Here is a 16,738-nt window from a genome sequence, read left to right on the forward strand (position 1 = left end):
GTGTCACTGTTTCCCCCTTTTCGCTAGCTATCTACCGGAAAAGGAAGGATTTGTGACACTTTTAAATTCTCTTATCAATACCCCTTGTACTTGATTACGTACTTTGAAACGTGCTATAATACTTACACTAGAAGGGAGGTCGCACACATTGGCCTTAACGATACGTATTAAATTGAAGGAAGTTTTGGAAAAAAGGGGGTTAACCCAGACGCAATTGGCTGAAATATCCGGTGTTCGCCGCCCCTCCATTTCCGAATTGGCCACAGGTGCCCGCACGACAATAAACAAACAACACTTGATTAAAATAATGGAAGCTTTAAATATAACAGATATTACAGAAATAATAGAAGTCGTTGAAACGAAAGGCTAGGCGGCCTTTTGGGAGTGTTTGCCGCAACGCCCGTGGCTTTCCGGGCAGTACCCCCGCTCGTCGCCCCTGCAGCCCAACCCGCTAAATATAACGGGCATTTGGTCTTTTAGGATCTCAGCCATCTCATAGGCCAGCCCTCTTATTTCCCATTCCGCCCGTAAACAAAGGCGAAGCTGTAAAAACTCGTAAAGTCCCTGGAAATTACCGCTTATTATTAAATCAGTGGTGGCACCAAGGGGTAGCAGCATCTTTGAAATTTCCCTGCTGTGTTCGGTGCTGTAACCCCTTTTGTCTTTGTTCCAGCGTTCGTAGATGGCGGCCAGTGTGTTCAAGTCCTTGCTGTAATCCAGCCGGTCTTCAGGCTTTACATAAGGAGGCACGATGTATAAGGTGTCTTCGAAACTGCAATACCGGCTTGATTTCACGGTTAGATTAATATGTGGGTGTCTTGACAATTGCCTTAAAAGGCTTTGGCTTACCCCTTCCACCAGAAAGGACGCCATGCCGTGACGGGCGATACTGCGGTGGCCGCTGTCCCATACCCGCCCTATAAGTTCTTCACTTTCAGGGCTTTGGTAGGGCATGGCCGCCGCTTTTTTAATAACGTCAAGGGGTGTGCAGTCTATTAATGACACTTTCAAAGTCCTCAGCCTCCTATGAATGTATTTGTTAGAATTGTCAAAGCCACTACCGCTTCTTCACGGCGAACTTCAAAGCCAAAAGAAACTACAAAACACAGGATTAGGGCTATAACGATAAGCAAGCTTATTATTACAAGATCTTTACCGGCTTTAAGGTTCATTTACGCCACCCCCTTTCCCGTACTCCCAAAGCCGCCACCACCACGTTCGCTTTCATCTATAAATGACACTTCCATTAATTCGGTTTCATGGTGGACAGGGGCGAATACAAGCTGGGCTATTCTGTCTCCCGCTCTAATGCTATATTGCTTTTGGCCGTGGTTAATTAGAATTACACCCACGTCCCCAGTGTAATCAGCGTCAACGGTGCCGGGGCTGTTCAAAACGGTTATGCCGTGTTTAAGAGCCAGTCCGCTTCTCGGCCTTACCTGGGCTTCCATACCTTTGGTCACCTGAACGGCCAACCCCGTTCTAACAAGGGCTATTTGACCAGGCCACATAATAAATAACGGTGCTTCAACGTCATAGGGCTTCTTTTCCCCAGGCCGTATAACGTCCAGTGCGTGCAGGTCGAAGCCGCTTGCCAGGGCTGTTTGCCGCCGGGGAATAATCGCGTTTTCATGCAACTTCTTAACGATTACATTCACGGCGTATCCCCTCCCCCTGGTAATGACACTTTAATTATGAGTTTTAGCATTTACCTTGCCTCCTTTCTTCTTCGTAAGCTATCTACCGGAAAACTGCAAAGATGTGACAAGGCAAAAAAAGGAGGCCCGAAGGCCCCCGGATTTAAGCCGCATTTTTAAATTTTCTTTTTGGGTATTCGTAATTCTTACGGGTGTCGCCCCAACTGGAAACCTTGGTAAAATATCCGATTACACGGGTCATGTAGTCCGTTATGGGTTCACCGCAGATAGGGCAGGACGCACCTGTGCCCACAACGGTTGTGTGCCCCTGGGTGCATACCCCAAAGCCGTAGTTTATCGCGAAGTGTTCCACGCCTTCTTTTAAAGACAGTCTTAACAGCCTTTCCATTGTGGCGGCGTTTTCTATGCAGTTTTGGATATTTAAGTGCAAGATACCGCCGCCGGAAACGTGCTTCATAAAGCGGCCCGTCAGTTTGACACGTTCCACGGCGTCAATTTCGGCAATAAGCGGAATGTACTGGTTTGAATATAATTCAAAGGGTTGTTTCTCAAGGCCGTAAATTACCCGATCTTTGCGGGCCAGCGTAATGGACGTGCTTTCAGCCGGGATTTCTTCCGTATTGAAGCTGTGCCCCGTTGCTTTTGAGAAGTCCAGGGCGTAGCCGTCCGTCATTTTCAATACATTTTCCGTAAAGTCCTGGCCTGCGGCGGTTTCCATAGGTAGGCTCATAAAATGGGTCATTTCATAAAGGCCGTGAATTCCGATGGTGCTGAAAAACATATCCAAAGTAAACCACTTCAAAGGCTCAAAGAATTTCAAGAAACCCCGTTCCACACGGCGGCGGAGTATTTCTTCACGGTGTACCAGTAATAGATCACGGGCCATTTTTAGCCGCTTGTCTAACAGCTTGTAAAAGGTTCCTATGTCCCCGTTGGCGTCTAAAGCCAGCCGGGGGAAGTTTAAAGTAACAACACGGTGGGCACCGATATTTAAGCCCCCGTTGCCAAAGGAGTCCGCCCTGTATCCCATGCGTTCGGTGTCGTTAACAAAGCGGCAGCACATGGCGATTTTGCTTCCCTCATTGGCGTAAATATTAAACACGCCTTTGGAACTATTTGTGCGGGCCACGAATTCCGTAAAGTCTTTGTCCTGGGGTTCCCTGTTTTCGTCTACCGATAAGTTAGCGGTCATTACGGGAAAGCGGTAAGGCAGTCCCGTCGTTGGATCACCTTGAGCGTGAAATTCAGCTATAATTTTTTGAACGTGCATGATATAGTCCACGTCTATAGCCGTACCGTCTGGGTAACGGTATTCAGCAAACAGTTCTTCTAAGTTCACACGGTCAAAAATGGAAATATTACTGAAAGGGCTTTGGCCCGACACCCTAAATTTATTGTTCATTACATGGGTAAATTTTTGCCACTGGTTACGAATGTATTTACGGTCGGCCATTTGTTTGGGGTTTATACCTTCCCGTTTCAAATACCAGCAAAGGTTCACGATAAAGTCCCCAGGGGCTACAGCCCCGACGAATTCCTGTGACAAGTCCATTGTGGTTTCGATTACCTGGGCCACAAAACTATCCGAACGGTTAGGAGGCGTGCTGTGTAGTTGCCCGTAGGGCCGTCCTTCTATCATCAATAGGGCCGTGCTATAGGCGAAGCAATAGGGCACTTGTATTCCGTAGCCGCTTGCGTCGTGAAAGTATAATTCGCCCCGCCATATAGCCGTCAGTAATTCATTGGCCCTGCGGGTATTAAAGCGTTTCTTGGCATACCGCCACAATAAATAATAGCCTTCCAGCTTTAAAATGCCTTTCGTTACCTCGGCTTGGTAGTTGTTGGCGGAGAGTTCCTCATTGGCGTTGGCGTTCATGTCCACACTACTATCCGCCAGCCTCATGGTGAAATAGTCGTGGGACATCTGGCCCGCATCAACTTTACGGGGGCTAATACCTTCCAGCCTTAACAGCCTGCGGCCTACCGGGTCATTTACGAATTTACGGTATAAACGGTCAAAGCCGTCCTCAAATGTTACATTAATAATCAATCCTCATGCCTCCTTACAACTCTTTGATTACTGCTCGCCGGGAAGCCCTCTGCGTGAAGGTCCTGTCTGTACGGCCCCGCCACTATAACGTCCGCCAGTTCTTTAATTGTGGCCGGTATTTCGTCCGGTTCGTACCCCGTATAAAGCCAGCTTTCAATATTTGTTCCCCGTAGGAATTCCAAAAGGTCTTCCAAAGCTTCAGGCTGTTCCAGCGGCTCTCCGCCCGCCAGCACGACGGCTTCGTACCAGTCGCGGTTCCGCCATATGCGGTCTTTAATTTGCCGGATGTCCAGTTCCATGCCGCCGTCAAAAGGCTGTAGCTCTGGGTTATGACAGCCGGGACAGCGTTTTTTACATCCCTGGAAGAAGACCGTAAAGGCCAGTAAGTTACCCGCATCAATGGTAGATATGTCGGTAAAGCCGCCTACGGTAATTCTCATTTTTATAACCACCCCCGCAAAACAACTTCTGTGCTAAGGGTTTCCAATAAGGTTAAAATCTCGGTTAGTTTTACTTCCAAATCTAGTGATTTGGTTGTTAAATTATTGATTAACAAGTAATTCATTGATCCGTAGCTAATTTGAGTCTGGGCCATTACTTGATTAACTCGTATTAGTTCTACCCGAACCCGTTCCCCCTGAAGGGTTAACGTATTCATCAGGCCAACAGCGGCGTACCTCAACAAGTCATGGTAGGATACAAAAACATTTATTTCAGGAAAGTACATGCCTTCCTCAGAAAGGGTCATTTCTTCGCCGCCGTCGTTGCCGTCTTCGCCATCCCAGTTGAAACCTATATCCTTATATGCCATATTAAGAAGCCCCCTTTTCTTTTATGTCCTGGCCCGTTATGGCCCATTTTTTAAATCCTTGCCTGTCTACCCATACCCATAATTCGAAGTCTACATTGTCCAGACCGTATTCAAAAATGACACTTTGAATGGCGGTCACTTCCTTTTTATAGCCGGAGAAAGAAAGTTTTTTGGTGCGTTTGCTTTGTACCGCAATAATGCGGTCACGGCGTAGGCCCAGCACGTCAATTTTGCTGTGGCTGCCAGCGGAACGAAGGACTAAAAAGCCTTGTTCCGCCAGTTGCTCCATAATCTTTCTTTCTACCTCGTAACCCCTCTGGTAATTAGTTCGGGCCATTACGAGGCCATCTCTTCGCACTGGGTTTTATAAGTGCAAAAAATACACTTGTCAAATTCAGCGGGGAGGATTTCGCCGTTATATCGAGCTTCCGCCACTTCTGCATATTTGTCCAACAGGGCTTCCCGTTGGTTGTCCGACACCTCTACGCAAAAGGCCCGGAGGTCGGGTTTGGCGTTTTCGTTTTTTGTCCAGCTGTCTTTGGCCAGGCTTTCGTAGACGATTAAAAACTCACGCAGGTTAAAAATCAGGGAATAAGCTATGCACTGTTGTTTATGGCTTTCTTGGGCGTCCCTCATTTTGTAATCACCTATGCTTGATATGGTGGTGGATTTCGTTTTGAATTCCAAGCCCAGCTTTGTGGCGTCGGGAGTGTATTTAAGCACGCCGTCCATCATGCCGTATATTTGGAAACGGACGCCCCGGTGTTCAAACTGTTTTACCTGCCTGATGTTCTTTTCCCAGGCCGGGCGGCCAGCCTTTGTTCTTACCACTTCAAAATTTGGTTTTTCTAAGTATTTTTCTGCATAAAGCAAGTCTTTTTGGGTTGCGGCATGTACAGCACTTCCGTTTCGCATTTGCCGCCGTTGGAACGGGTAAAAGGTTTTCGGGTCGCCTTGCAGCTGGCACGCCTTGTAAAACAGTTCCCGTTTACATTTAGAGGCCCCTGATGGGGAGAAGGTCACAAGGCCGTTTGTGAATTTTAAGTGGGAAGTGTCATTTTCCAGGGCCAATCTTTCATCCTCCAACAATAGCCGTTCAATTTCCATATCAACGGGCGGGTTGATACTGTGAATGTCGTTTAAATGCCTGACTATATCCCTGGCCAAAACATCGCACCGTTCAGCGTTTTGTATCTGTTCACGAAGAAGGGCGGCCCCTTCTCGGTTGGTTAAGCGGCCCATTTGTATTCCTCCTTTTTAATGCCGTCGCCCCAGCGGGTCATTACTTCGGTGTCCACTTTGACGGGCACGGTTAATTTCGTGGCCTGGATCATGCAGGCTTCCAGCTCGTTCACTTCGGCCAGTGTTACGGTGTTATCCACTAACAGCAGGGCTTCGTCGTGAACAGTGCCGTTGATGGCCCAGCCTTTGGCTTTACAATAGGTGTACAGGTTCAGCAAGGCTCGCTTCATAATGTCGGCGGCGGTTCCTTGAATTCGTGCGTTTACAGCCATGCGGCGAACACGTTCCACATCGCCTTTAACGGCTATAAAGCTGTGTTTTAAATCCCTGGGAATGTCTTTTCTTGTCCAATAGTCCAGTGGTACAGTTGCAGTCCCGGTAATGGCACATATTTGGGCGACCAGCTTATCGTAAATAACGGCCTGCTCACGGTGGCCGGGGAAGCGGCGTTTTCGCCCGTAAAGTGTCGTAACGTATTCCCGTTCTTTTACTTCCTGCCAGGTCGCTTTAATGAATTCGTACACCTGCGGGTATTCACGGTAAAAATCTTCAATGAATTGGTGGGCTTCTTCCACGGTAATGCCCAGTTGTTCGGCCAGTGTCCACATGGAAGTCCCGTACATTACCGCCAAAAGGCCCACTTTCATAGCCTTTCTGTATTTTGTGCCGTCACCACATTCGGCCAGCGGCACTTTAAACACACGGGCCGCCAGGGTGCTGTAAAGGTCTTCCCCGTTTAAATAAGGTTCCATGAAGTGAGGGTCGCCGCTCATGTGTGCCAGTACACGCGGTTCGATTTGGGAAAAGTCAATGCCCAGAATTAACTTGCCGTCGGGGGCTATGATTAGCCGTCTTGCCCTGGGCGGAAGGTTTTGGAGGTTGGGTTCACGGCTTGCGAAACGTCCTGTAACGGTCGCTACTTGATTAAAGGTGCCGTGCAGTAAGCCGTCCGCCTGTACGATATTGGGCAGAGCCTCAACGTAGGTGCCCAGTAATTTGGTGTATTCACGGTATTTCAGTAGGACTTCAATACCTGGATGCTCGTTTTTAAGAGCTTTAAGTGTCTTTACATCGGTGCTTCTATCTTTGCCCCGCTTCTTGCTGGGGGGCAGGCCCAGTTTGTCGTATAACACTTCGGCCAGCTGCACGGGAGAATTGAAGTTAATTTCCCCGAAGTGTCGTTTTAACTGATAGCCCAGGTCTTCAATTTCTGCCTTTAGTTCCGGGCCGTATTCTTGGGCAAAGTCCTGGTCAATTAGAAAGCCCGTTTGTTCCATATCAACGCAGACTTCTACCAGGGGGTTTTCTATTTCGTCATAAAGCTTTTCAAGGTCAGAAAGTTTGGCAAGGTGTTTTTTCTGCCAATTGTAAAGTTCCCAGGTTAAATGCGTGTCTTTGGCCGCGTATACCAGGGCCACGTCCAGAGGCACTTCATCAAAGGTTTGGCCTTTGAACAAGTCTTCGAAAGTGTCACTATCACCGTCGAAGCCAAAATATTTTCCGTATTTGGTGGCCAGTTTTTTCAATGCGTTGCTGGGTTCGTTTTCGTTTAAAATGGCCATGGCCACCATTGTGTCATGGGCCAGACCCTGTAGGCGTACCCCGTAGCGTATCAGCATATGAATGTCAAATTTGGCGTTATGCAGCACTTTGCCCAGGGCTGGGTTCGTGAGGTGCCTCTTAAGACGGTTTAGCACGTAATTTGTGCGAAGCTGGGGGCCAGCCTCCATATGCTTTACGGGAATATACACGTGGTAATCAGCCTGGGGCAGGGTCAACGACAGGCCCACCAGTTCGTCTTTGTAGACATTAACGCCCGTGGTTTCAGTATCCAGGGCTACAATAGTTTCAAGGTCAAGGTCGTTGATTAATTGGTCAAGCTGTTCTTCCGTCCTGATTAAGTGATAATTGTCAGGCTTGGCGGTCAATAGCCTTTTTATTTTGTCGTCCCGCTGCAGCCGTTCCAGTTCCCTGTATTTAGCTTCAATTAAAACGCCGCTTATTTTTTCCGGTGGGGTTTCCATGCTAATGGTGCCAGCCTCACAGGCCGCCTTTACCTGTATAGCCCGTTCCCTTTTGGCTGCGTTGTTTTTAAACTGGGCTTGGCCGAATAACTGTGCCCAGCGGCCATCCCAGTCGGTGGCTTTTTGCCGGGCTTTCTTTTTGGTCTTGGCATCTTGCACACGGGCGGCGGCCTCCTTTTCCTTGAAAGCCGCCTTTTCCAATGCTTGGGTCATGTCCAGATTTAATACCATGCGTTCGCCCCCTATGCTATTTTCTTATATTCCCAGCTAGGCAGGGCTTTAGGATCTTTCACGTCGTTCACATAGTCGTCCAGCCGAAGCCGAATCACATTTCCATTCAGGTCTTCAACGGGAATGAAATAGAAAGTGTCATTTTGGGGGTCGGAAATGGCCACCACATCAATTTCTTCTTTGCTGTAGGGCCGGTTTGATTTGGCCACAATGGAACGGTTTTGATTTTCCACACTTCCGGTCTTTACTTGCACCCGTAGGACATGGGGCCATTTTACGGCAATAAAGTCGCAGCGTTCCACCGTTGTGGGATAGTACGTTGACCAGCCTTCTTTTAAAAATTCCAGTTCCGCTGCACGTTCGGTAATTACGCCAATGTGGTAAGTGTCACGCACAGCCATTTAAAATTCCCCCTTCCAACTTCTGTACGGTTTGTATAACGTCGTCGGCATGGTTTGAAAGCCATCCACGGTAATTAGTTTCAAGGCTATGGAAGGCAACCATAGGCATGTTTTTGAAGTGTTCCATATAAATTTCAAACGGGGTAAGGCCAGCCACCCGCCTTAATTTCCGGTTATCATTTTGGCGAAGGCTTCCCAGTGTTACCACTTTGCAGTCGTCATCACAGCGGGTGTAAGCGGTTTGCAGTTCTTCCAAGTCAAAGCTTTGGGCTTCGTCTAATATCACGTAAGCCCGCTTCCAGTTGAGGCCCCGAATAAAGGCGGTGCTTATGGCCTCCACCTTTGGGGGTTCCCTGCGTGTAAAGTCGGCTCGTGTCCACTTCTCAAACAGTCCAGGCTGTACTTGTTCCAAAGCCCCGATTAACGGGGTCATGTAAGGCAGTTCCTTGTCCCCAACCGTACCGGGCAGAAAGCCCATTTCACGCAAGGGGATTGTGTTTCGAACATAAACTAGCTTGTCATAATGGCCCACTTCTACTTCATACGCCCCGCATAGTACGGCCAGAGTTGTTTTTCCGGTGCCTGCCCTTGCTTCGCAGAAGACGGCTTGTACTTCTTCAACAGACGCCCACAGGCTTTGCACAAAATTAAATTGGCTTTCGTTAGCTAGAACATTTACACCCCGTTCTTCAAGCCACTTGTATTTAATGTCGCCGCCTTTTCTTTTTGCCACTTTTCGCCCTCCCGTCAATTAGAGAAAAAGAAAGGGGAAGTAGTCGGCCTTCCCCAGCGGTGCATTAATTTTTAAAATACATTGTCAGGGTCATCATTAGTATTGGTTTTGCTTCTTCGGTCTCAAACGAAGGCACATCTTCCAGTTGATTGATTGGAAAGCCCGCCTTGGCTAGGTCTTCCAGTTGTTGTTCGCGGCTGCGAGGATTTAGCACTGTATCAAAAAATTCGTCATCCACTACTTGGCCGTCAAAGTTGGCCCATTTTTCTTTATCTTGAGCCTTTAGTTTTAAAATGGGATTCAGGCTATACACGGTGTCCATTTTGTTTCCGGTGCGTTTAAAGGTAAACGCCACTTCGCCCAGGTCGTCCTTATAGCTTTCAATAGTATCAATAAGGTTTGCAGCTTGGCCTTTGGTGGCGTCAAATATCCTAATTGTGCCATCGTCAATATCGGCCATAGCAAACAGGTAGCGTTTGCGGGCGTATAGCTTTTCGAATTCTTCCAGGCCAGAGTTTGCAGCTTCGCACAGGGCACATTTTTTGCTAGCTGGGTCGGTACAGGGCTGGGTGTAAATGCCCAGACCATAATCACCATGGGCTTTATATTCAACGTAATCAATGGGGCTTAATAATCTTACCCGTACACTGTCCCCGTCTTTCAAACGAATGTATACCTTTTTAAAGTCAACGCTTTGGGCTTTCTTTTTGGCACTTTCACCAGCGGCTTGGCCTCTTGCAGTAATTACTGACATGATTAAATCCCCTTTCCTTATTTGAAAAATATTTTGTGATGGTGTACTATAAAAGGGACAGGATACCTAACTTGCTTTTAATAATTCCGCTTCACAATGCAGCCTATATGTTTTTTTGGCCCGTGAAACGGTTTTTCTAATCTTGGGGCTGTAACGGTTGCTACCCAATACAGCCGCTATTTCTTCGTTAGTGTATCCGTCAATTAATAACAGAATTATTTTGCTGTATTGCTTGTGGGCTTTCGCTACAAAGTCCGCAAGCAATTTTTTTGCGTCTAAACGGTCTATTATTTCATCTTCCAGGCTTTTTCTTATGAATTTACCACTTAGTCGAAGGTTTTCTAATCGGTCAAGCCCAGAGGTGTATATGGGCGGTAGTCCTTCTTTATATCTACGTTGGGCCTTTTTTCTGTTTATTTCTTTTATCAGTTCTCTATTGCATTTGGCTCTATAGTTTCTTATAAACAGCCCGCCTCCTTTGTGGATCAATGCTTCTTCATATAAACATTGTAAAAAAATGCTCTCTAGATCTTCGTACGCTATTCCGTAAATTCTTGTGTTAATATAATGTCTTTTGGCATCCCTCCTTACGATTGAATACATAACATGGTAAAGTTCATCAAAGGTATCGGTGTCACGGGTTGCGGCGTACCGGGTGGCCAGTTTATCCGCCAGATCAGCTTCAGCAAGTCCCAAGTTTTGTGCCTCCTTATTTGTGTTTTGGCTTGTTGCCCTTTCGGAAGCTATCTACCGGAAAATTTTTAAATTGTGACACCTCATTTTAAAAAAATAAAAATACCTCCAGTTTAGTTGCTACACCTACGCAATCAGCTCATATATGAGCCGTACTCTGTACGCTGTTAGCGTATGTATTGTAATTATTAATGTGCAGGATGTCATTATGGAGTGTTTGGCTGCCGCACCAATAAGCCACATATTGGGGGTTTGTAATCTATTGCGTAAGTCTGTGCTTTGTTTGGGAATAATATATAGTTGACATAATTAAAAGAGAGTTTTCATGTTACGATTTTCTTGGGGTGGGTTTTTTATATGGCTATTTCCGCTAGAGATAAAGCCGAGCAATTATTACGACAAGCCGAAGCCGGTGAATTATTGCAGGAAAAGAGGGCTGAAAAAGGCTGTTCATTAGCACAGGTGGGGGAAATAGTTGGCTGTAGTCCCACCTATTTATCAGAAATTGAACGGGGCCTTAAATTACCGTCTGATATTTTAATTTCCAAGCTTGCTAGGTTTTATGAAATGGACGAAACGGAATTATTTCATAAATACCGAAAAATACCACTGCCCGCTATTGAAGAATTAGAGAAAAATACGGCTTTACAAAAGACACTATTGGAAATAAATAAAAATAAAAATTTGACAGAAGAACAGAAGCACAAGCTGTACGACAAGCTATATGACATTTATAAGGATTTTGTCAATAAAGGGGGAGGAGGACAAGAAGAAGGAGGGAGTTAAATGCAAAGTATTTGGCAAGAATCTTTAGCGGTGGAAAAATGGCTGGTTGCAAAATTTGGGTGGCCTTTTGTTTTACGACTGGAAGACACCTTATTATTCATTGGTGGCGTGATAATTGGTGCTTCAATAATGGCCTGGTCATTTGCCTATCTAATACTTCGGGTACGGGATAACTGGATTAAGTACCACGACAAGTTACAGGACTCAGATTTTGCAGCCCTCCGGGTTGTAGGAGAAAGTGAACACGCCCCCGTTAAGGGGCGGCCATCTATTTATATTGACGGGGGAACGGTAACTGATGTTTTGGACTCCTTTACCTCCTATTGGTTGTTGCTGTTGTTTCCTAAAAGATACACCGTCTTTAAAAGTCGCAGGCGTGCAAAATACCTTATTTGGCTGCTGTGGGGCCTGTCAATCATCTTTGCAATTCTTTCCTTCGTTCTGGCCATGCACATATCGGTAATCGGGTATACAGCAACAGCAAAATAAAAGCCCCCCGCCTTTATCAATTAAAGTGGGGGATCACTGGTTGGATGGCGGCGGCCACGGTTAGAAGTTCATTGCTAGTCAGGTCGTTTACGTCTTTAACAGAGGTAGGTAACGCAACGGCCAGGACTGTTTTAAAGCCTACTAATTCGGTAGCTATGGTCTGGGCAATACGACGGCCCGCTTTGTCGTTGTCTGTGGCCAATATGAAAGTTTCTATAGGGCTTTGCAATAATAATTCCCGCTTTCTGGGAGTCAGGTTCGCCCCGCCCAGGGCCACAGCGGGGAAGCCTGCTTGCCAAAGTGTAATGGCATCAATTTCGCTTTCTACTATATAAGCCAGGTTCTTGCCCGCTTTGTAGATGAAGTTAAGGGCGTAAACATGGTTTTTAATTGGTTGGCCGTCGGCATAATACCAGAAGCGTTTATCCGTGACACTTCGGAATTTGATGTTTATTAGTTGGCCCATTCGGTCATACCAGGGAAAGGTTACGGCCTTATGTTTCCGGTCGTACCCGACGCGAAAGGCCCTTTGCCACTTTTCTTCAATGCCTCGCTGCTTATCAAGGTAGGGGTGGCGGTAATTGAATTCATCTAAAACGGCCATGTCCAGGGGCTTGTTTGCTTCTTCAGCCAGGGTCAGGTCGTAAGTTAATTTTAGCCTGTCCAGGTTGCCCAAGGTCGGGCAGTAAGTTTCCAGTAAATAGTCCTGGGTTTCTTCGTAAGTTTCGTTTCGAAGGTAGGCCAACAGCTTGACGAAGTTACCCTGCCGCCACTCGTCGCTGATGCTTCCGCTGTCTATAAAAACACCCGTTTCCAGATGAACGGCGAAAGAAGGGTGCCATTCGTCCCTAAAAGGGGAACAGGCTTGAAATTTCCTTTCCGTCCACCTGGGCCGCCGCCAATCGTATTTGTTGAGTTCGGCGGCTACGTCCACGGGGGTTGTATAGCCTTTAATCCGCATTAGAAATTACCTTTTTATACTCTCTTGCCACTTTATCGCCTTCTATTTCCAGCCATTTTATATACTTGTTACCGTCTGCATCTTTGACGGTGTAAACTTTTTTACCGGGGATTACGCCCCGCACGCCACCCCTTGGGTTCTCAACGTCGCCTTTGTAACGGGGTATCAAATGGACGTGACAATGGGGTACTGTTTGGCCAGCGTCCCTTAAAACATTAATTCCAATGTTGTACCCGTCGGGCCTGTAAATGTAGTTCAATAAGGACTTGACCACTTCAACCATGGCCCAAACGTCTTTCTTCTCGCCGAATTTTAGCTCAAAATAATCTTCAACATGCCGCCTAGGTATTATTAAGGCATGGCCTTCACTAACTGGGTAGTTATCATATATTGCAAATACACGTTCCGACGTGGCAATAATACTTCCGGTTTCTTCGGGGCTGCAGAATGGGCAAGTGTCATTTTTTTGGCCTTCCCAAAAGTCACAGGTTTTTTGCCCGTCCATGCCATAGATGCAATAAGTGTGACAGGTGATTTTGTTAACGGTGCCAGGAAGGGGAATGGGTTTCCAGTTACCACCTTTTTTTGCTATCCAGCATTTATCCTGCGGTTTTGCCATCAGGCCCCCACCTTTCAATTTTCTTCAGTAAATAACGGGCACACGGTTTCGTCGTCTTCAATAAACATTGAACACTCGGTTATCATTTCGTCGTCACAATATGCACAGCAAGCGTCCGTATATACGCACACTTTGCAAATACAATTTTTACAAACGCATATTTCACGTACAGACATAAACAGTCCTACCTTTCAAAGTGTTATTTTAAAATATGTCGGTCAGTTGGGTTTCCTTGATATAGCCCAGGTTAAAATCACAACGGAGTTCAACCACAAGGCCCACACTTGGTTCCCTTGCTTTCTCTATAGCCAGCCGTCCCACGCCTTCAGCCTGATCGAACGTAAGGGCCGTAGCGGCGTCCTGTATTACGGCTATGGTTTCGCTGTAGTCCGTCAGCTTCGGTGGCTTTACAATTCGAGTGCCGTCTTCATCTTTGTTCTTTTCCTTTTCTGCGGCTCCAGGGGTTTGGTGTACCACCAGGCCCGCCACGTTATAACGGCCAAAGATTTGGCGGAGGCGGCGGCTTGTGTAAGTCATACCGTCCCGCATTTTTCCCCTGCCGTGTGCCATAAGGTTAAAGCCGTCTATTATCACCAGTTTTGTTTCCTTATGGGTCTGCAGGTCGCTTTCAACTGCTTCCAGAGTTAGCCCGTTCGGTAGGTCTTCCATTGTTTTAATAATGTAGCGTGCTTCGTGTTCGCCGTTAAATTGGCTTAAAAAGTCCATGTACTGGCGTTCGTTGTCCAGGTTGCCCCGCCTTAACTTCACATTGTCAAAATGGCCCGCCAAGGTGTCTAGGCGTAAAGCTTGCTGTCGTTTCGACAACTCTGGGCTGTAGTGCAAAACGTCGAAGCCATTATTCCAAGCTGCCAGGCCGATGTGTGAAGCCAACCAGCTTTTACCTCTGTTCGTAAAGGCCATCAACAGCACGTAGTCCGAAAGTTCTAGACCGCCTCCCAGGGCGTCAGTCAAACTAGGATAAGGAGTCGGTATAAATTGCCGTGTCCTGTTTTGTTGGGCCTCTTTGTACCAGTCAGCCCGTTCCAGACCGTTAGCAGCGTAATCAGTGCCGTCCTGATCGCCCAAGGCCGCTGCCTGTTCAATCTTTTGGGCTTCTTCTCGCAACCATTCCACGAATTTGTCCCCCGGTAATTCTGAAAACTTCTTTGTGGCATGGTGCTGTAACAGTTCAAAGGCTTGCCGCTTGGCATACTGGGCTTTGATTTTGTGGCAAAGGTATTTAAAGTCGTCGGCTACTTCGGGTATATATTCAAAGTTCTCAAATTCGGCCACTACGGTTCTGTAGTCGGGCGTTATATGGTGTTCTCGCACGTAGTCCCGAATAAAGCCATATACAGGCCCCAGGGTGGGGAATTCATTTGCCGTTACGTTGTAGCGGCGTAATATGTTGAGGTCTTTTTCGTCCAGCACCTTACTTAAAAGCTGGGCTTCTATCATTCAGTCCACCCCGCTTTCCGGTAGTCCTTACCGAAGAATTTTACGGGAACGGTAAAGCCCTCAATGCGGGAGGCCGTGCGTTCGTCATATATATTTGCAATGGTGGCCAGGGGTTCGTTACTGGTCAGAATTGTGGCCCGTGCTTCTACAGCCCGTTCGTCAATAACCTCGTAAAACTCCCCGTTAAAAGCCGCCGTGCTTTCCCTAATTCCGGCGTCGTCCAGTACCAATAATTCAGCTTCCATCATTAATTCTTTCAGTTTGTAATACTTGAGGCTGGCTTCTTCATGTAGATCCCTGGGGCCACGGAATTGCTTATTAAACACATTCTGAAAACGAGGGACACTTATGAAAAGGGCAGGTACTTTTTTGATGAGCTTTTCCCTTTTGACATGTTGTATTACGCGGGCCACCAGGAATTCATTTACCACAGCCACCGCTGCCGTTGTCTTTCCGGTTCCGCTGCCTTTTGGGTTATCTTTATTAGGTACTGAATACAGGTAAAGGCCCATATGCTGTTCCTGTACGAAATCCAGAACGTGTTTGCAATAACGGCATATAACTTCCCAGGCCGCTGGATTAGCTTTTCTGAATGGGAGTTGGTCAGCTATAATAAAACGGTACGTTTTCGGTATGTCCGCCAGCCCCCATAGCCCACCCGTGCCTGTTTCGCCCTGTAGTTTGGTGTAAGGAAAGCAAAGGCGGTTGCACTGTCCAGGTTCGCCCGCCTTTTTACATCGCTGGGCCAGCAAACATTTGTCATTTATTACGTCCATCCTTACACCTTCTTTCTGTTAAGGCGTGCCATGATTGCTTCAACGTCTTGGGGTTGTTCCTGTTCTGCCGCTTCCAGGCGTGCCTCCCGTTCTTTTACCTGTTCAACCAAAGCCATAGCTTCGTTACCCAGCCAGGATGCAATTTGGCCCAGGGTGGGCCGTGGGTATTTGCTATTTTTCCAGCGTTCTTCATATTCGCTAAGAACAACGTCAATAATGTCTTTTAATTGATCCGGGGTAAATATCCTTAAAAGCTTTTTGCCGTTCGCCCCGTCGCGGCCCCAGTTAATTGAATAATTGACATTGTAGGTTTCACGGTATTTATGGGCAAAGTATGTGGCTACAGCCCTTCCGTCTTTTAGTAGTTCTTTATCATTACTTACCGTAGTATTAGATATAAGCTGTATATTGTTAGTGTTAGTTTCTTGCGACGTTTTACCGTTTAGATAGTTATATGGCTGTAACATTCCAGGGTTAGAAGTGTCATTATTAACTTGACCGTTGAATATTGCTATTAGGGCGTTGGGTAATATGGAATAAACATTGTTATTATTAAAACCGTTGCCGTGTTTTTCTACGGTTATAATGGGCTTACCGTTAAAGGTGAAGTCTTTTAATAATGCTATTAGCCGTATTACCGTATAACGGCTTACCCCCATATCCTGGGCCAGTTGTTCCTGGGTAGGGTAGCATTTACCGCTTTCGTCCATATATGAGGCCAGAACGGTTAGTAATAGCCAGCGTTCCTTCCCCAGTGCCCGCACGAGGCCGCTTCTAAACGCTTGGGTATAGACACGGAAATAAACTTCACTCATTCACCCCCGCCCCTTCCCCTGGGTTTTACGCCAAAGCCCCAGGTTTTGTTAGCCGTCCTTACCCAGAAGTCATTGTCACACATGGTACATTCGGGGCATGATTTCGTCCCGTAAATATTCCTTTTAAATACCCGCCACTCGCCGCAATAGGGGCACCACATCGCGTTTTTGCGATGTCTTCTTTCGTAGTCCGGTTTCTTAAAAGGTGCCGTTGTAAATTTTTTGTGTGTCATGTTT

At 46.8% G+C, this 16,738-nt stretch carries 21 protein-coding genes and 1 pseudogene; 3 read left to right on the top strand and 19 right to left on the bottom strand.

The genetic code is table 11. The annotated features are described in order from the left end of the window. The first annotated feature begins 148 nt into the window (after positions 1-148). On the top strand, positions 149-370 hold the full coding sequence (locus BM056_RS21345; RefSeq protein ID WP_092474279.1) for a helix-turn-helix domain-containing protein: 222 nt from the start codon (positions 149-151) through the stop codon (positions 368-370). Here the strand turns inward: BM056_RS21345 and thyX are convergent. From thyX to BM056_RS21405, 13 genes are all read right to left on the bottom strand, one after another. Continuing rightward, entirely contained in the window at positions 367-1,005 is a 639-nt protein-coding gene (gene thyX, locus BM056_RS21350; RefSeq protein ID WP_238456597.1) for an FAD-dependent thymidylate synthase, read from the bottom strand. The genes BM056_RS21345 and thyX overlap by 4 nt on opposite strands. 11 nt (positions 1,006-1,016) lie before the next feature. Beyond that, complete coding sequence (locus BM056_RS26390) at positions 1,017-1,172, bottom strand: hypothetical protein (RefSeq protein ID WP_165613649.1); 156 nt, start codon at positions 1,170-1,172, stop codon at positions 1,017-1,019. Continuing rightward, positions 1,173-1,658: a dUTP diphosphatase gene (gene dut / locus BM056_RS21355; RefSeq protein ID WP_092474283.1), complete on the bottom strand. Its 486-nt coding sequence runs from the start codon at positions 1,656-1,658 to the stop codon at positions 1,173-1,175. It abuts the gene before it with no gap. Positions 1,659-1,800: 142 nt separating this feature from the next. Next, the gene (locus BM056_RS21360; protein ID WP_092474285.1) at positions 1,801-3,708 is read right to left on the bottom strand and encodes an anaerobic ribonucleoside-triphosphate reductase; all 1,908 of its coding nucleotides are present in this window, start codon (positions 3,706-3,708) and stop codon (positions 1,801-1,803) included. Then, positions 3,705-4,148, bottom strand: coding sequence for a 4Fe-4S single cluster domain-containing protein (locus BM056_RS21365; protein ID WP_092474286.1), 444 nt, complete (start codon positions 4,146-4,148; stop codon positions 3,705-3,707). Before BM056_RS21365 ends, BM056_RS21360 begins: the two co-directional genes overlap by 4 nt. Positions 4,149-4,150: 2 nt before the next feature. Further along, positions 4,151-4,519, bottom strand: coding sequence for a hypothetical protein (locus BM056_RS21370; RefSeq protein WP_092474288.1), 369 nt, complete (start codon positions 4,517-4,519; stop codon positions 4,151-4,153). Between the two features lies 1 nt (position 4,520). Continuing rightward, positions 4,521-4,856: a PDDEXK family nuclease gene (locus BM056_RS21375; protein WP_092474290.1), complete on the bottom strand. Its 336-nt coding sequence runs from the start codon at positions 4,854-4,856 to the stop codon at positions 4,521-4,523. Continuing rightward, entirely contained in the window at positions 4,856-5,761 is a 906-nt protein-coding gene (locus tag BM056_RS21380; RefSeq protein ID WP_092474292.1) for a PD-(D/E)XK nuclease family protein, read from the bottom strand. Before BM056_RS21380 ends, BM056_RS21375 begins: the two co-directional genes overlap by 1 nt. Beyond that, complete coding sequence (locus BM056_RS21385) at positions 5,749-8,016, bottom strand: DNA polymerase (protein WP_092474294.1); 2,268 nt, start codon at positions 8,014-8,016, stop codon at positions 5,749-5,751. The genes BM056_RS21380 and BM056_RS21385 overlap by 13 nt, the downstream gene beginning before the upstream one ends. 11 nt (positions 8,017-8,027) lie before the next feature. Beyond that, positions 8,028-8,417, bottom strand: a complete 390-nt coding sequence (locus BM056_RS21390; RefSeq protein ID WP_092474296.1) for a group I intron-associated PD-(D/E)XK endonuclease — start codon at positions 8,415-8,417, stop codon at positions 8,028-8,030. Continuing rightward, a complete protein-coding gene (locus tag BM056_RS21395; protein WP_165613650.1) occupies positions 8,404-9,150 on the bottom strand; it encodes a PhoH family protein in 747 nt (248 codons plus the stop codon). Before BM056_RS21395 ends, BM056_RS21390 begins: the two co-directional genes overlap by 14 nt. 64 nt (positions 9,151-9,214) lie before the next feature. Continuing rightward, positions 9,215-9,904: a hypothetical protein gene (locus BM056_RS21400; RefSeq protein ID WP_238456591.1), complete on the bottom strand. Its 690-nt coding sequence runs from the start codon at positions 9,902-9,904 to the stop codon at positions 9,215-9,217. Positions 9,905-9,970: 66 nt separating this feature from the next. Further along, positions 9,971-10,600, bottom strand: coding sequence for a hypothetical protein (locus tag BM056_RS21405; protein ID WP_092474300.1), 630 nt, complete (start codon positions 10,598-10,600; stop codon positions 9,971-9,973). A gap of 354 nt (positions 10,601-10,954) precedes the next feature. Here BM056_RS21405 and BM056_RS21410 point away from each other — a divergent pair, with 354 nt between their 5' ends. Together BM056_RS21410 and BM056_RS21415 are read left to right on the top strand one after the other, a co-directional pair. Further along, positions 10,955-11,383, top strand: coding sequence for a helix-turn-helix domain-containing protein (locus BM056_RS21410; RefSeq protein ID WP_092474302.1), 429 nt, complete (start codon positions 10,955-10,957; stop codon positions 11,381-11,383). Next, entirely contained in the window at positions 11,384-11,872 is a 489-nt protein-coding gene (locus BM056_RS21415) for a hypothetical protein (RefSeq protein WP_092474304.1), read from the top strand. Between the two features lie 16 nt (positions 11,873-11,888). Here the strand turns inward: BM056_RS21415 and BM056_RS21420 are convergent, their stop codons facing one another. The 6 genes and pseudogenes from BM056_RS21420 to BM056_RS21445 all read right to left on the bottom strand — a co-directional run bounded on the left by BM056_RS21420 (position 11,889) and on the right by BM056_RS21445 (position 16,734). Continuing rightward, positions 11,889-12,833: a toprim domain-containing protein gene (locus tag BM056_RS21420; RefSeq protein ID WP_092474306.1), complete on the bottom strand. Its 945-nt coding sequence runs from the start codon at positions 12,831-12,833 to the stop codon at positions 11,889-11,891. Positions 12,834-12,951: 118 nt separating this feature from the next. Beyond that, positions 12,952-13,338 (bottom strand): annotated as a pseudogene (locus BM056_RS21425) (HIT family protein); the annotation flags it as partial. 318 nt (positions 13,339-13,656) lie between these two features. Beyond that, a complete protein-coding gene (locus BM056_RS21430) occupies positions 13,657-14,910 on the bottom strand; it encodes a DnaB-like helicase C-terminal domain-containing protein (protein ID WP_092474309.1) in 1,254 nt (417 codons plus the stop codon). Next, a complete protein-coding gene (locus BM056_RS21435) occupies positions 14,907-15,686 on the bottom strand; it encodes an ATP-binding protein (RefSeq protein WP_092474311.1) in 780 nt (259 codons plus the stop codon). The genes BM056_RS21430 and BM056_RS21435 overlap by 4 nt, the downstream gene beginning before the upstream one ends. 2 nt (positions 15,687-15,688) lie before the next feature. Further along, entirely contained in the window at positions 15,689-16,501 is an 813-nt protein-coding gene (locus tag BM056_RS21440) for a helix-turn-helix domain-containing protein (protein ID WP_092474313.1), read from the bottom strand. After that, positions 16,498-16,734, bottom strand: a complete 237-nt coding sequence (locus tag BM056_RS21445) for a hypothetical protein (protein WP_092474315.1) — start codon at positions 16,732-16,734, stop codon at positions 16,498-16,500. The genes BM056_RS21440 and BM056_RS21445 overlap by 4 nt, the downstream gene beginning before the upstream one ends. Positions 16,735-16,738: the final 4 nt, after the last annotated feature.

This window comes from Desulfotruncus arcticus DSM 17038, assembly GCF_900113335.1.
GTDB lineage: Bacteria > Bacillota > Desulfotomaculia > Desulfotomaculales > Desulfallaceae > Desulfotruncus > Desulfotruncus arcticus.

Excerpts from the sequence above, each read along its gene's own strand:
- BM056_RS21375 (WP_092474290.1), bottom strand. The coding sequence starts at position 4,856 with ATGGCCCGAACTAATTACCAGAGGGGTTACGAGGTAGAAAGAAAGATT.
- BM056_RS21445 (WP_092474315.1), bottom strand. The coding sequence starts at position 16,734 with ATGACACACAAAAAATTTACAACGGCACCTTTTAAGAAACCGGACTAC.
- BM056_RS21410 (WP_092474302.1), top strand. The coding sequence starts at position 10,955 with ATGGCTATTTCCGCTAGAGATAAAGCCGAGCAATTATTACGACAAGCC.
- BM056_RS21370 (WP_092474288.1), bottom strand. The coding sequence starts at position 4,519 with ATGGCATATAAGGATATAGGTTTCAACTGGGATGGCGAAGACGGCAAC.
- BM056_RS21400 (WP_238456591.1), bottom strand. The coding sequence starts at position 9,904 with ATGTCAGTAATTACTGCAAGAGGCCAAGCCGCTGGTGAAAGTGCCAAA.
- BM056_RS21430 (WP_092474309.1), bottom strand. The coding sequence starts at position 14,910 with ATGATAGAAGCCCAGCTTTTAAGTAAGGTGCTGGACGAAAAAGACCTC.
- BM056_RS21435 (WP_092474311.1), bottom strand. The coding sequence starts at position 15,686 with ATGGACGTAATAAATGACAAATGTTTGCTGGCCCAGCGATGTAAAAAG.
- BM056_RS21390 (WP_092474296.1), bottom strand. The coding sequence starts at position 8,417 with ATGGCTGTGCGTGACACTTACCACATTGGCGTAATTACCGAACGTGCA.
- BM056_RS21420 (WP_092474306.1), bottom strand. The coding sequence starts at position 12,833 with ATGCGGATTAAAGGCTATACAACCCCCGTGGACGTAGCCGCCGAACTC.
- BM056_RS21415 (WP_092474304.1), top strand. The coding sequence starts at position 11,384 with ATGCAAAGTATTTGGCAAGAATCTTTAGCGGTGGAAAAATGGCTGGTT.
- BM056_RS21440 (WP_092474313.1), bottom strand. The coding sequence starts at position 16,501 with ATGAGTGAAGTTTATTTCCGTGTCTATACCCAAGCGTTTAGAAGCGGC.
- BM056_RS21385 (WP_092474294.1), bottom strand. The coding sequence starts at position 8,016 with ATGGTATTAAATCTGGACATGACCCAAGCATTGGAAAAGGCGGCTTTC.
- BM056_RS21365 (WP_092474286.1), bottom strand. The coding sequence starts at position 4,148 with ATGAGAATTACCGTAGGCGGCTTTACCGACATATCTACCATTGATGCG.
- BM056_RS26390 (WP_165613649.1), bottom strand. The coding sequence starts at position 1,172 with ATGAACCTTAAAGCCGGTAAAGATCTTGTAATAATAAGCTTGCTTATC.
- BM056_RS21380 (WP_092474292.1), bottom strand. The coding sequence starts at position 5,761 with ATGGGCCGCTTAACCAACCGAGAAGGGGCCGCCCTTCTTCGTGAACAG.